The organism is Ruegeria sp. CH10, from assembly GCF_056537125.1.
In genome coordinates this window covers 688066-700226 of record NZ_JBQFQY010000002.1, presented here as the reverse complement: position 1 = coordinate 700226, position 12161 = coordinate 688066, and the positions used below count along the sequence as shown (strand labels likewise).

Annotated in this window: 14 protein-coding genes and 1 riboswitch; of the genes, 11 read left to right on the top strand and 3 right to left on the bottom strand. The window is 60.2% G+C overall.

All coding sequences use genetic code 11. From position 1 onward, the window contains the following. The first annotated feature begins 1 nt into the window (after position 1). Positions 2–49, top strand: a riboswitch (SAM-SAH riboswitch). Between the two features lie 5 nt (positions 50–54). The 4 genes from metK (at position 55) to cmk (ending at position 4142) form a co-directional block, all read left to right on the top strand. Continuing rightward, the gene (gene metK, locus ACRZ94_RS09820; protein ID WP_480797227.1) at positions 55–1236 is read left to right on the top strand and encodes a methionine adenosyltransferase; all 1182 of its coding nucleotides are present in this window, start codon (positions 55–57) and stop codon (positions 1234–1236) included. A gap of 165 nt (positions 1237–1401) precedes the next feature. After that, positions 1402–2112: a tRNA (guanine(46)-N(7))-methyltransferase TrmB gene (gene trmB, locus ACRZ94_RS09815; RefSeq protein WP_480797226.1), complete on the top strand. Its 711-nt coding sequence runs from the start codon at positions 1402–1404 to the stop codon at positions 2110–2112. 69 nt (positions 2113–2181) lie between these two features. After that, complete coding sequence (gene aroA / locus ACRZ94_RS09810) at positions 2182–3528, top strand: 3-phosphoshikimate 1-carboxyvinyltransferase (protein WP_480797225.1); 1347 nt, start codon at positions 2182–2184, stop codon at positions 3526–3528. Beyond that, the gene (gene cmk, locus ACRZ94_RS09805) at positions 3525–4142 is read left to right on the top strand and encodes a (d)CMP kinase (protein WP_480652742.1); all 618 of its coding nucleotides are present in this window, start codon (positions 3525–3527) and stop codon (positions 4140–4142) included. Before aroA ends, cmk begins: the two co-directional genes overlap by 4 nt. Before the next feature lie 27 nt (positions 4143–4169). Here cmk and ACRZ94_RS09800 read toward each other — a convergent pair whose 3' ends face one another. After that, the gene (locus tag ACRZ94_RS09800; protein WP_480652740.1) at positions 4170–4649 is read right to left on the bottom strand and encodes a YHS domain-containing (seleno)protein; all 480 of its coding nucleotides are present in this window, start codon (positions 4647–4649) and stop codon (positions 4170–4172) included. A 218-nt stretch (positions 4650–4867) separates the two neighbouring features. Here ACRZ94_RS09800 and ACRZ94_RS09795 point away from each other — a divergent pair, with 218 nt between their 5' ends. The 7 genes from ACRZ94_RS09795 (at position 4868) to hmuQ (ending at position 10558) form a co-directional block, all read left to right on the top strand. After that, a complete protein-coding gene (locus tag ACRZ94_RS09795) occupies positions 4868–5392 on the top strand; it encodes a hypothetical protein (RefSeq protein ID WP_480652738.1) in 525 nt (174 codons plus the stop codon). Positions 5393–5649: 257 nt separating this feature from the next. After that, positions 5650–7326, top strand: coding sequence for a 30S ribosomal protein S1 (rpsA, locus tag ACRZ94_RS09790; RefSeq protein ID WP_170377709.1), 1677 nt, complete (start codon positions 5650–5652; stop codon positions 7324–7326). A 270-nt stretch (positions 7327–7596) separates the two neighbouring features. Further along, positions 7597–7881: an integration host factor subunit beta gene (ihfB, locus tag ACRZ94_RS09785; RefSeq protein WP_037310872.1), complete on the top strand. Its 285-nt coding sequence runs from the start codon at positions 7597–7599 to the stop codon at positions 7879–7881. Between the two features lie 6 nt (positions 7882–7887). Then, positions 7888–8238 (top strand): lipopolysaccharide assembly protein LapA domain-containing protein, encoded by a 351-nt coding sequence (locus ACRZ94_RS09780; RefSeq protein ID WP_480797262.1) that lies wholly within the window; start codon positions 7888–7890, stop codon positions 8236–8238. Positions 8239–8247: 9 nt separating this feature from the next. Next, positions 8248–8889 carry a phosphoribosylanthranilate isomerase gene (locus tag ACRZ94_RS09775; protein ID WP_480797224.1) on the top strand — a complete coding sequence of 214 codons (642 nt, stop codon included), beginning with the start codon at positions 8248–8250 and terminating at the stop codon, positions 8887–8889. Positions 8890–8966: 77 nt separating this feature from the next. Then, a complete protein-coding gene (gene trpB / locus ACRZ94_RS09770; protein WP_480652734.1) occupies positions 8967–10214 on the top strand; it encodes a tryptophan synthase subunit beta in 1248 nt (415 codons plus the stop codon). Positions 10215–10234: 20 nt separating this feature from the next. Next, on the top strand, positions 10235–10558 hold the full coding sequence (hmuQ, locus tag ACRZ94_RS09765) for a heme-degrading protein HmuQ (RefSeq protein ID WP_480652732.1): 324 nt from the start codon (positions 10235–10237) through the stop codon (positions 10556–10558). A gap of 47 nt (positions 10559–10605) precedes the next feature. Here hmuQ and ACRZ94_RS09760 read toward each other — a convergent pair whose 3' ends face one another. Further along, complete coding sequence (locus tag ACRZ94_RS09760) at positions 10606–10977, bottom strand: DUF2237 family protein (RefSeq protein WP_480652731.1); 372 nt, start codon at positions 10975–10977, stop codon at positions 10606–10608. 9 nt (positions 10978–10986) lie between these two features. Then, positions 10987–12150 carry a serine hydrolase domain-containing protein gene (locus ACRZ94_RS09755; RefSeq protein ID WP_480797223.1) on the bottom strand — a complete coding sequence of 388 codons (1164 nt, stop codon included), beginning with the start codon at positions 12148–12150 and terminating at the stop codon, positions 10987–10989. Between the last annotated feature and the right edge of the window lie 11 nt (positions 12151–12161).

The window sequence follows — 12161 nt, the reverse complement described above, 5'->3', positions numbered from 1 at the left end:
ATGCCCGTCACAACGGCTTCCTGGCGTGATGGGGAAATCTAATGGAGCACATTCATGTCCCGACAGAACTACACTTTTACTTCGGAGTCCGTTTCCGAAGGGCACCCGGATAAGGTTTGCGACCGCATTTCCGACGCCGTACTTGACGCATTTCTGAATGAAGAACCCGAAGCGCGCGTGGCGTGCGAAACCTTTGCAACGACGAACCGCGTTGTCATCGGTGGAGAAGTAGGTCTGTCTGATCAGGAAAAACTGCACGATTACATGGGCCGCATCGAAGAGATCGCGCGCGCCTGTGTGAAAGACATCGGTTACGAGCAGGACAAGTTCCACCACGAAACCGTCGAGGTGACGAACCTGCTGCACGAGCAATCCGCGCATATCGCACAAGGCGTGGATGCGGCCGGTGACAAGGACGAAGGCGCAGGCGACCAGGGCATCATGTTCGGTTACGCCACGACAGAGACGCCCGCGCTGATGCCCGCACCGATCCAGTATTCGCATGCGATTTTGCGCCGTCTGGCCGAAGTCCGCAAAAACGGTACCGAGCCTGCGCTGGGCCCGGATGCCAAATCGCAGCTGTCCGTTGTCTATCGCGATGGCAAGCCCGTTGGCGTCAGCTCGATCGTGCTGTCGACGCAGCATTTGGATGAGGCACTCAGTTCGGATGACATCCGCGCTATTGTTGAGCCCTATATCCGCGAAACCCTGCCCGAAGGCTGGCTGTCGGCCGAGACCGAATGGCACGTGAACCCCACCGGCAAGTTCGTGATCGGTGGCCCGGATGGCGATGCGGGCCTTACCGGCCGCAAGATCATCGTGGACACCTATGGTGGCGCTGCGCCGCATGGAGGCGGTGCGTTCTCGGGTAAAGATCCGACCAAGGTGGACCGCTCGGCCGCATATGCCGCGCGCTACCTGGCCAAGAACGTAGTTGCCGCCGGTATGGCAGAACGCTGCACCATCCAGCTGAGCTATGCGATTGGTGTGTCCAAACCTCTGTCGATCTACGCGGATACGCATGGAACTGGTCAGATTGCCGATGCGGTGATCGAAAAAGCCGTCGGCCAGGTGATGGACCTGACCCCGCGCGGCATTCGCGAGCATCTGCAACTGAACAAACCGATCTACCAGCGCACGGCGGCCTATGGCCATTTCGGTCGTGAACCGGATGCCGATGGCGGCTTCAGCTGGGAACGCACCGATCTGGCGGACGCACTTAAGGCCGCCGTCTGATCGCTGTCAAAAGGTGCGCCCTCACGGGCGCGCTCTTCTTCTTGTTAAAAATACGGCGGGGGGTCGCAGCTGGTTGCGCCATTGGTCCGAGAAACCAATGGCGACGGGCTGGCCCCCACTTCCACCCCTTGCCACAAGGTCAAGCCCGCAGTAGAGGGCACCGACATGAGCACCCAGACACCCCAACGCCCCCGCAGAAACTTTTATGGCCGCTTCAAGGGCAAGACCCTGAAGCCCAGCCAAAAGACGTATCTGAGCGAAGACCTCGATGCGCTGTCCCCCGGCGCGGTCGATTGGGACAGCAATCCCGAACGCAAGCCGCTGGATCTGCAGAAGCTGTTTGGTGGGCGGGACGTCTGGCTTGAGGTCGGCTTTGGCGGTGGTGAGCATCTGGTGCATCAGGCCGCAAGCAATCCCGACATCGGCATCATCGGGGCCGAGCCTTACATCAACGGCGTCGCCATGCTGTTGGGCAAGATCCGGCAGGCGGGTGTCGAAAATCTGGCGGTTCATCCCGGTGACGCGCGCGATCTGTTTGATGTTTTGCCCGAGGCCAGCATCTCACGCGCCTTCCTGCTCTATCCCGATCCCTGGCCCAAGACGCGGCACCATCGCCGCCGCTTCGTGACGCCCGAGCATCTGGAACCGCTGGCGCGAGCGCTGAAACCGGGCTCGATCTTTCGTGTGGCCACAGACATTCCCGACTATGTGCGTCAGACTCTGGAAGAGGTGCCGCGCGCCGGGTTCGAATGGCTGGCAGAACGGCCCGCCGATTGGCGTGAACCGTGGGAGGACTGGATTTCCACCCGTTACGAACAAAAGGCCCTGCGCGAAGGGCGCACGCCGCATTACCTGACCTTCCGCCGCAAGGACTGATTGCCGCTGGACCATCTGGCCCCAATTCGCTAATCGGCTAAGGCACTGATAGCGAAAACAGGAGCCCCCATGTCCGGACACGGCACGCCCATCCCGATGACCTCGCATCCCTGCGGTCCGCTGACCGGAACGGCAGAGGTGCCCGGCGACAAGTCGATCTCGCACCGGTCGCTGATCCTGGGCGCAATGGCGGTGGGTGAGACGAAGATTTCCGGCCTGCTTGAGGGCGAGGATGTTCTGGACACCGCCAAGGCGATGCGCGCCTTTGGGGCCGAGGTCACGGATCACGGTGGCGGCGAATGGACGGTGCATGGCGTTGGCGTCGGCGGTTTTGCCGAGCCGGATCAGGTGATCGATTGCGGCAACTCGGGCACAGGTGTGCGGCTGATCATGGGCGCGATGGCGACCTGTCCGATCTCGGCCACGTTTACCGGCGATGCCAGCCTGAACAAACGCCCCATGGCGCGGGTGACGGATCCGCTGGCTCTGTTTGGCGCGCAGTCGGTTGGGCGCTCGGGCGGGCGTTTGCCGATGACCATCGTAGGTGCGGCGGAACCCGTTCCCGTGCGCTACGAAGTGCCGGTTCCGTCGGCGCAGGTGAAATCTGCCGTCCTGCTGGCGGGTCTGAACGCGCGGGGCAAAACGGTCGTGGTTGAAAAAGAGGCCACCCGCGACCATTCCGAGCGGATGCTGGCCGGGTTCGGCGCAGAGATCACCGTTGAGGATACCGATGAGGGGCGGGTGATCACCCTGACCGGGCGCCCTGAGCTGAAACCGCAGGTCATTGCCGTGCCGCGCGATCCGTCAAGTGCGGCGTTCCCGGTGTGCGCTGCGCTGATCACGCCCGGCTCGGATGTGCTGGTGCCGGGGATCGGCCTGAACCCGACCCGTGCGGGCCTGTTCACAACGCTGCGCGAGATGGGCGCGGACCTGACTTATGAGAATGAGCGTGAAGAGGGCGGCGAACCCGTTGCTGACCTGCGCGCGAAATACTCGCCCAACATGAAGGGCATCAACGTGCCGCCCGAGCGCGCGGCCTCGATGATCGACGAATACCCGGTTCTGTCCGTGGTTGCGGCCAATGCAACGGGCACCACGATGATGGGCGGCGTGAAAGAGCTGCGCGTCAAGGAAAGCGACCGGATCGACGCCATGGCGCGTGGCCTGCGCGCCAATGGCGTGACCGTGGATGAGGGCGAAGAATGGTGGTCGGTCGAGGGGCTGGGCATTGGCAATGTTCCCGGTGGCGGCACTTGCGAGAGCTTTCTGGATCACCGCATCGCCATGTCCTTCATGGTGATGGGCATGGGTGCGAAAACGCCGGTCTCGGTGGATGATGGCGGTCCGATTGCGACCTCGTTCCCGATCTTTGAGCCGTTGATGGCATCACTGGGGGCCAAGGTGGAACGCACGTGAGCTTTACGGTTGCCATAGACGGGCCTGCGGCGGCGGGGAAAGGGACGATCTCGAAAGGTGTCGCGGCGCATTTTGGCTTTGCGCATCTGGATACCGGGCTGCTTTACCGTGCCGTCGGGCGGCGCACGCTGGAGGGGCTGGATCCCATCGCAGCGGCGCAGGCTTTGACGGCTGAGGAACTGGAGCAGGGCGATTTGCGTACCGCAGAGATTGCGCAGGCGGCCTCAAAAGTGGCGGTTATCCCTGAGGTGCGTGCCGCCTTGGTTGATTTCCAGCGCGCCTTTGCGCGGCGGGTTGGGGGTGCGGTTCTGGACGGGCGCGATATTGGCACCGTGATCTGCCCCGAGGCCGAGGTGAAGCTGTTCGTCACCGCCAGCGCCGAGGTTCGGGCCGAACGCAGGTTTCTTGAACTCAGCGCCAAGGGTTCGGACGTGACGCGTGATCAGGTTCTGGCCGATGTGCGCGAACGCGATGCGCGGGATGCGGAACGCAGCACGGCCCCGATGAAACCGGCCGAAGATGCGGTGCAACTGGACACCTCGGACCTGAGCATTGCGGACGCTTTGGCGCAGGCTATCGCGTTGATCGAACAAAAAAAGCCCGCGACGCCGTAACGCCGCGAGCCTTCGCTTGGGGACGAATTACAGCTCGCCGACGGCGACGCTTTTGATCTTCGACCATTGGCCATCAGCGGTTTTTGCCGTGCCGGGTACGTCTTTCAAAAACGCGGCGCGGGTTTCGGCGTTCAGGAACAGATACAGTTTGCCGTCTGCAACCAGATACTGATCCGGGTCGCCGTCGAATTTCTTGCCGACCGACACGCCGAACGAACAGAAACCCCCATGCTGGGGCAGGTACGCGGCCGGGTTGGCCTCGAATGCCGCCAGATTTTCGGCGGAAGTGAAATAGTAGGACGCGCCGTCATAGGTCGCGGAGTGCGTTGCAAAGCCATCGACCGGGTTGCCGTCGTTCACCAGCGCAACAAGATCGACACCATGCGCGGCCAGCGGTGCGCCGGCAGCCGAGATGCCGTTCGATACGTTGATTTCATCTGCGGCAAAGGCCGGGGCGGCGATCAGGGGCAGGGTGGCGATGAGGGTTGTCAGAACCAGAGACTTCATGAGGATTTCCTTTCCTGTTCAGCGTTGGATCAGCCGGGCGGCCAATCGCTGAAACATAGTTAGGGGACGTGTTTTGAACGGGCTATCGCAGCAAGACCAGCAAGCCTTGCAGATCGTTCAAAACACCGGAGCTTCAGGAAATACTCCTCACCAAGCTTTGTTTGGCCAGTTATCCGCCGCGCTCCTATGCTGAACCCATTGCCTGCAGGAGAGAAGTGATGATCCGACTAGCCCTAATGCTGATTTTCATGGCCGGAAGCCTGGCGGCTCAGGACGCCCCCGAGGTCGAGCCGCCGATGGACTATGAGCGTCTGGGAAAGATACTGTTCGCGCTGGACCCCGAGGCTGAACCCAGCGGGCCGGGGTTCCAGCTGACGGTCTCGGATGTGCCGGTTCTGGTCGTCACGGACACCAATGCGGACCGGATGCGCGTGATGGTGCCGATCCGCAGCGCCGATGGGCTGACCGCCGAGGATATGCAGCGCATGATGCAGGCCAATTTCGACAGCACGCTGGATGCGCGCTATGCGATTGCCAACGGGACATTGTGGGCAGCCTATATTCACCCCCTGTCGCCTTTGCGAAAGGACCAGCTGATCTCGGGTCTGGCACAAACGGTGAATACGGCCAAGACGTATGGATCGCTCTATTCCGGTGGCGCGCATCAGTTTGGCGGCGGTGACAGCAACAACCTGCAACAGGAACTGATCGAGGACTTGCTGAAAAAAGGCGAGGAAATCTGATCTCGGTTTTTGGACCGCGACCGCTGTCCCGCGAATTCGGGGCATGTCCGGTTTGACTTGCAGCCCAAGTGCGAACCCGCTATAGAGCGCGCGTCGACAAGGCGATTTGAGCCATAAAACAATGAGACGAGCAGGGTCGGAAGCAACCGGCCCTCTTTGTTTTGTGGCATATGTCAGTTCGCCTGACCAATCCATTAAGACCGGCGGAGACAACCGCTCGGCCAGCAAAAACGTACTGTAAAGGAAAATGACGCCACATGGCTAACGCATCCATGGAGGAATTCGAAGCCCTCCTGAATGAAAGCTTCGAAATGGACACGCCCGAAGAGGGTTCTGTTGTCAAAGGTAAGGTTCTGGCGATCGAAGCCGGCCAGGCCATCATCGACGTCGGCTACAAAATGGAAGGCCGCGTTGATCTGAAAGAATTCGCAAATCCCGGCGAAGCCCCTGAAATCGCTGTTGGCGACGAGGTCGAAGTATACCTGCGCGCCGCAGAAAACGCCCGTGGCGAAGCTGTCATCTCGCGCGAGATGGCCCGCCGTGAAGAGGCATGGGACCGTCTGGAAAAAGCATACGCCGACGACCAGCGCGTCGAAGGTGCTATCTTTGGTCGCGTCAAAGGTGGCTTCACCGTCGATCTGGGTGGCGCAGTTGCGTTCCTGCCCGGCTCGCAGGTTGACGTTCGCCCCGTGCGCGACGCTGGTCCGCTTATGGGTCTGAAGCAGCCGTTCCAGATTCTGAAAATGGACCGCCGCCGTGGCAACATCGTTGTATCGCGCCGCGCCATCCTGGAAGAATCGCGTGCCGAACAGCGTGCCGAAGTTATCGGCAACCTGTCCGAAGGTCAGACCGTCGAGGGTGTTGTCAAAAACATCACCGAATACGGTGCATTCGTTGACCTGGGCGGCGTTGACGGCCTGCTGCACGTCACCGACATGGCATGGCGCCGTGTGAACCACCCGTCCGAGATCCTGACGATCGGCGAAACCATCAAGGTTCAGGTCATCAAGATCAACAAAGAGACCCACCGCATCAGCCTGGGCATGAAGCAGCTGCAGGAAGATCCGTGGGATCTGGTTGCTGCGAAATACCCGCTGGGCTCGGTTCATCAGGGTCGCGTCACCAACATCACCGACTACGGCGCGTTCGTCGAGCTGGAGGCCGGTGTCGAAGGTCTGGTGCACGTGTCCGAGATGTCCTGGACCAAGAAAAACGTCCACCCCGGCAAGATCGTTTCGACCAGCCAGGAAGTCGACGTCATGGTTCTGGAAATCGACGGCGCCAAGCGTCGCGTGTCTCTGGGCCTGAAGCAGACTCAGCGCAACCCGTGGGAAGTGTTTGCAGAAACACACCCCGAGGGCACCGAGGTCGAAGGCGAAGTCAAGAACATCACCGAATTCGGTCTGTTCATTGGCCTCGAAGGCGACATCGACGGCATGGTTCACCTGTCGGACCTGTCCTGGGACGAGCGTGGCGAGGATGCGATCCAGAACTACCGCAAAGGCGACATGGTTTCGGCCGTCGTTTCGGAAGTTGACGTTGAGAAAGAGCGTATCTCGCTGTCGATCAAAGCCCTGGGCGGTGACAAGTTCGCCGAAGCCGTGGGCGGCGTGAAGCGTGGCTCGGTCATCACCGTTGAAGTCACCGCGATCGAAGATGGCGGCATCGAGGTCGAATACGAAGGCATGAAGTCGTTCATCCGTCGTTCGGACCTGAGCCGTGATCGTGCCGAGCAGCGCCCCGAGCGTTTCAACACTGGCGACAAGGTCGACGTCCGCGTTACCAACGTTGACAGCAAGACCCGCCGTCTGGGCCTGTCGATCAAGGCACGCGAGATCGCCGAAGAGAAAGAGGCCGTGGAACAGTACGGTTCTTCCGACTCGGGCGCATCGCTGGGCGACATTCTGGGTGCCGCGCTGAAATCGGGCGACTAAGCCCGGGCGCATCCCTAAGACGAATTTCGGCCTCGCACCCCGGTGCGGGGCCGTTTTTGTTGCGAATCAATATGTTCCGATTTGCGGGCTTTATTCGCCTGTGGCACGTACATTAGGGGCTGAATTCGCGCGAAGAGGCAAGAAATCGCGTGAGTTTGAGGCAAATTCAAGACCGAATGGTCAGAGTCAACGTTCCCCCGAACCAAGTTTTTTTCTATACTGTTCAAAATAATAGAGATGATTAATCGGTCGCCTGGGAGGGTAGCGCATATGATCCGTTCAGAATTGATTCAGAAAATTGCCGACGAAAACCCGCATCTGTACCAGCGGGATGTCGAACGGATCGTGAATACCGTCTTCGAAGAAGTGACGGATGCCATGGCGCGCGGCGACCGGGTTGAGCTGCGCGGTTTCGGAGCATTTTCTGTCAAACAACGCGATGCGCGCGTCGGTCGAAACCCCCGTACTGGCGAGACCGTGCAGGTCGAAGAAAAATGTGTTCCGTTTTTCAAAACTGGCAAGTTGCTTAGGGACCGATTGAACGGTAAAGCCTAGGGCATGATGCGCTATATCCGATATGCTTTTCTGGCGATTCTGGGGATCGTTCTGATTTCGGTTTCGCTGGCCAACCGCGAGACGGTTGAACTGACACTCATGCCGGAACCCTTTGCCGAGCTTGTGGGTTTCAACCTTGGAACCTCGCTGCCGCTTTTCGTGGTGGTTCTGGGCGGCGTCGTGGCGGGCCTGATCATTGGTTTCCTGTGGGAATGGCTGCGCGAGCATAAGCACCGTCGGGATGCCACGGCCAAAACCAGCGAAGTGCGCAAGCTTGAGCGTGAGGTCAAAAAGCTCAAGAAAAAGCAGAACGAAGGCAAGGACGACGTTCTGGCCCTGCTGGACGAAGCCAGCTAAGGCGCTTGCATGACCGATACTGCTGTCAAAATCTGCGGTCTGACCGCCCCTGATCACGTGCGCGCTGCGGCTGAGGCTGGCGCGCGTTATGTGGGGTTTGTCTTTTTCCCAAAATCGCCCCGGCATCTTGACGTCGATGCCGCCGCCGCGCTGGCCCATCTGGTGCCTGCCGGGATCGCCAAGGTGGCGCTGACGGTGAATGCCTCGGATGAGGAACTGGACCGGCTTGTCGCAGATGTGCCGCTGGACATGTTGCAGTTGCATGGCAAGGAAAGTCCCGAACGTGTGGCCGAGGTCCGCGCGCGGTTCGGTCTGCCGGTGATGAAAGCGATCGGTGTGGCGGATGCCGATGATCTTGCGGCGATTGACCTTTATTCCGAGGTTGCAGATCAACTACTGATCGACGCGAAACCGCCATGCAATGCGGAATTGCCGGGTGGTAACGGGCTGGCCTTTGACTGGCGGTTGCTGGCCGGGCGCAAATACTGGCGGCGTCCATGGATGCTGGCCGGGGGCCTGACTCCGGACAATGTGGCCGAGGCGATGCGCATGACAGGGGCACGGCAGGTGGATGTGTCCTCGGGGGTAGAGAGCGCGCCGGGCGTCAAGGATGCCGGTCTGGTTCGGGTCTTTGTCGACGCCACGCGCTAGGCCTGGCAGTTACGTTTTGCCATGGCAAATCCCGATGCTACCTCCTATGAACAACGGGTAAGATGACGGAGACACCCATGGCCAACGATCTTTTCAATTCCTTCATGTCCGGCCCCGATGAGCAGGGCCGTTTCGGCATCTTCGGCGGGCGGTTTGTCAGCGAAACGCTGATGCCCCTGATCCTGTCGCTGGAGGAGGAATATGAGAAGGCCAAGGACGACCCCACCTTCTGGGCCGAGATGGACGACCTGTGGGCGAACTATGTGGGTCGCCCCTCGCCGCTGTATTACGCGGAACGTCTGACCCAGCATCTGGGCGGGGCCAAGATTTATTTGAAACGCGACGAACTGAACCATACCGGCGCGCATAAGATCAACAACGTGCTGGGTCAGATCATTCTGGCGCGGCGTATGGGCAAGACCCGGATCATCGCCGAAACCGGGGCAGGGCAGCACGGTGTGGCCACCGCCACCGTCTGCGCCAAGTTCGGGCTGAAATGCATCGTCTATATGGGCGCCCATGACGTGCAGCGTCAGGCCCCGAACGTGTTCCGCATGCGCCTGCTGGGGGCCGAAGTGATCCCGGTGACGTCTGGCCGCGGTACGCTGAAAGACGCCATGAATGACGCGTTGCGCGACTGGGTGACCAATGTGCGCGACACGTTCTACTGCATCGGCACCGTGGCCGGGCCGCACCCTTATCCGGCGATGGTGCGGGATTTCCAGTCGATCATCGGCAAAGAAGCCAAGGAACAGATGATGAAGGCCGAGGGCCGCCTGCCCGATACGATCATTGCCGCCATCGGCGGTGGATCGAACGCGATGGGTCTGTTCTATCCGTTCCTTGACGACAAAGACGTCAATATCATCGGCGTTGAAGCTGGCGGTAAGGGCGTGAACGAGAAGATGGAGCATTGCGCCTCGCTGACCGGTGGTCGGCCCGGTGTGCTGCATGGCAACCGCACCTATCTGCTGCAGGATGATGACGGACAGATCCTCGAAGGCTATTCGATCTCGGCCGGTCTGGATTACCCCGGCATTGGCCCCGAACATTCGTGGCTGCACGATATTGGCCGCGCGAAATATGTCTCGATCACTGATAAAGAGGCGCTAGAGGCGTTCCAGCTGTGCTGCGCGACCGAAGGCATCATTCCTGCGTTGGAACCCAGCCACGCGCTGGCCCATGTCATGAAGATCGCGCCCGATCTGCCCGCCGATCACCTGATCTGCATGAACATGTGCGGACGCGGGGACAAGGACGTACAGACCGTGGCCAAGTATCTGAACTTTGACATGTCCGACACCGAAGGCCGCTCGGCAGACTGACCACCGCAGGAGGGAAACCCATGAGCTATATCGCCATGAACCGCTTTAAGGTCCGCCCTGAGGCTGCCGCCGAGTTTGAGGCCATGTGGAAAGAGCGCGAAAGCCGTCTGAAAGAGCTGGACGGGTTTCAGGAATTCCGCCTGCTGAAAGGCCCCGAGGGCGAAGGCTATCGCCTGTATTCCAGCCACGTCATCTGGAATAGCGAGGATGATTTCCGCGCCTGGACGAAATCGCAGCAATTCCGCGATGCCCACAAGAATGCGGGCAACAAGGGAACGCAGTCTGCATTGATGGGCCCCCCTCAGTTCGAAGGGTTCGAAACGGTCCTGCACGAAAGCCGGTAAACACACACAGCCCCGACCCGCGTCGGGGCTTCTTCATACGACGGCGATCATTGTGCAGCGTGTTGTTGCAGTATCTCGAACGGCACGATTTGCAGGGCGCTTTGGTGTGTCGCCTCAAGATTGACCTGCGGCGCGCAGCCTTCGTCATGGGCCTGCAGGAAACGCCCGGCACACAGGCACCAACTGTCGCCGGGCTTTAACCCGGGAAAGTCGAACTCGGGGCGTGGTGTGCTCAGGTCGTTTCCGACATATTTGGAATAGGCCAGAAACTCGGCCGTCATGACCGCGCAGACCGTGTGGCTGCCCTGATCTTCGGCGCAGGTATTGCAGGCCCCATCGCGAAAGAACCCAGTCAAAGGGTCGGTCGAACAGGCGGCAAGCACGCCGCCCAAAACGTTTACGCTGTCCAGTTTTTGCATGTGATGACCTTACAGGCTTTGGGCGATGCTGCGAAACATTTCTATGTTGGCCTCGTTGACACCGGGGTCGCGAAACTTGCGGTCTGCTCCGGTTGAGACGATCAGAACACCGCGCGGCTGATCGAAGTAGATATATTGCCCATAGACGCCACGCGCCAGAAACTCGCACTCATGCGCGCCCACGGGGATCCACCATTGATAGCCATACCCGATCTCTCCTGGCTCGGTCGGTGCGCTGGGTTGCACGGATTCGGCGATCCAGTCGGCGGGGACCAGTTGTTGGCCATTGTGTTCGCCGTTTTGCAGGATCATCTGCCCAAAGCGGGCAAAGTCGCGGGTGGTGAAGTTCAGGCCGCCCAGAACAAAGGCTACTCCGGCCCCATCGGCGACGTAATACCCATCCCGCTCCAATCCCAAGGGCTGGATGATCTTTTCGGTCAGCAACTCGCTGACACTGCGCCCGGTGGCGCCCCGGATCACCATACCGACAACATGTGTGTCGATGGATACGTATTGCCATTGCGCGCCCGGTTCCACGAACGTGTCCTGCAATGAGGCGGCGAAGTCGTCCAATTCCCCACCCAATGCCACAACGCGGCCCATGCGGTTGATGTCGGATTTGGGGTCCAGATAATCCTCGTCAAACGTGACGCCGCTGGCCATGTTCAACACGTTGCGGATCGAGGCCCCATCATAGGCCGTGCCCGCCAGCATCGGTGCATATTGCACCACCGGATCGTCCAGCGACCCGATTGCCCCTTCGGCCATCAGGATGCCGAACAGCGCCGAGAGATAGCTTTTGGCCACTGACCACGAGATGCGGCGATCCTCGGGCGTGGTGCCCAGATAGTATTCCTCGAACCGGATCTGGCCGTCCTGCATCACCAGCAGAGAGGTCACGGCCCTGTCTTCGATCCATTGATCAGTGCCCTCGGGCAGATCGAACCCTGACCCATAGGGCAATTCCCAGGTCGGGCCATCCCCACGCGGGAGGTCGACTGTCAGGAAAGCCTCATCCATATGGGAGAAATTGTAGACGATCTTATCCTCAGAGAACAAAGAGTTCACAGCCATAAGGCGCTGAATTTCTTCGCGTTTCCAAACGCCGACAACAATCGCGGCCAGAACCAGCATCAAGGTGATGCGCAGCACCCATTTCAACAGCGTTCTCATATGTCTCCTCC

What these genes read in the sequence shown, in the direction of transcription:
- metK (WP_480797227.1), top strand. Translation starts at nt 55, where the DNA reads ATGTCCCGACAGAACTACACTTTTACTTCGGAGTCCGTTTCCGAAGGG.
- trmB (WP_480797226.1), top strand. Translation starts at nt 1,402, where the DNA reads ATGAGCACCCAGACACCCCAACGCCCCCGCAGAAACTTTTATGGCCGC.
- aroA (WP_480797225.1), top strand. Translation starts at nt 2,182, where the DNA reads ATGTCCGGACACGGCACGCCCATCCCGATGACCTCGCATCCCTGCGGT.
- ACRZ94_RS09800 (WP_480652740.1), bottom strand. Translation starts at nt 4,649, where the DNA reads ATGAAGTCTCTGGTTCTGACAACCCTCATCGCCACCCTGCCCCTGATC.
- ACRZ94_RS09795 (WP_480652738.1), top strand. Translation starts at nt 4,868, where the DNA reads ATGATCCGACTAGCCCTAATGCTGATTTTCATGGCCGGAAGCCTGGCG.
- rpsA (WP_170377709.1), top strand. Translation starts at nt 5,650, where the DNA reads ATGGCTAACGCATCCATGGAGGAATTCGAAGCCCTCCTGAATGAAAGC.
- ihfB (WP_037310872.1), top strand. Translation starts at nt 7,597, where the DNA reads ATGATCCGTTCAGAATTGATTCAGAAAATTGCCGACGAAAACCCGCAT.
- ACRZ94_RS09780 (WP_480797262.1), top strand. Translation starts at nt 7,888, where the DNA reads ATGCGCTATATCCGATATGCTTTTCTGGCGATTCTGGGGATCGTTCTG.
- ACRZ94_RS09775 (WP_480797224.1), top strand. Translation starts at nt 8,248, where the DNA reads ATGACCGATACTGCTGTCAAAATCTGCGGTCTGACCGCCCCTGATCAC.
- trpB (WP_480652734.1), top strand. Translation starts at nt 8,967, where the DNA reads ATGGCCAACGATCTTTTCAATTCCTTCATGTCCGGCCCCGATGAGCAG.
- hmuQ (WP_480652732.1), top strand. Translation starts at nt 10,235, where the DNA reads ATGAGCTATATCGCCATGAACCGCTTTAAGGTCCGCCCTGAGGCTGCC.
- ACRZ94_RS09760 (WP_480652731.1), bottom strand. Translation starts at nt 10,977, where the DNA reads ATGCAAAAACTGGACAGCGTAAACGTTTTGGGCGGCGTGCTTGCCGCC.
- ACRZ94_RS09755 (WP_480797223.1), bottom strand. Translation starts at nt 12,150, where the DNA reads ATGAGAACGCTGTTGAAATGGGTGCTGCGCATCACCTTGATGCTGGTT.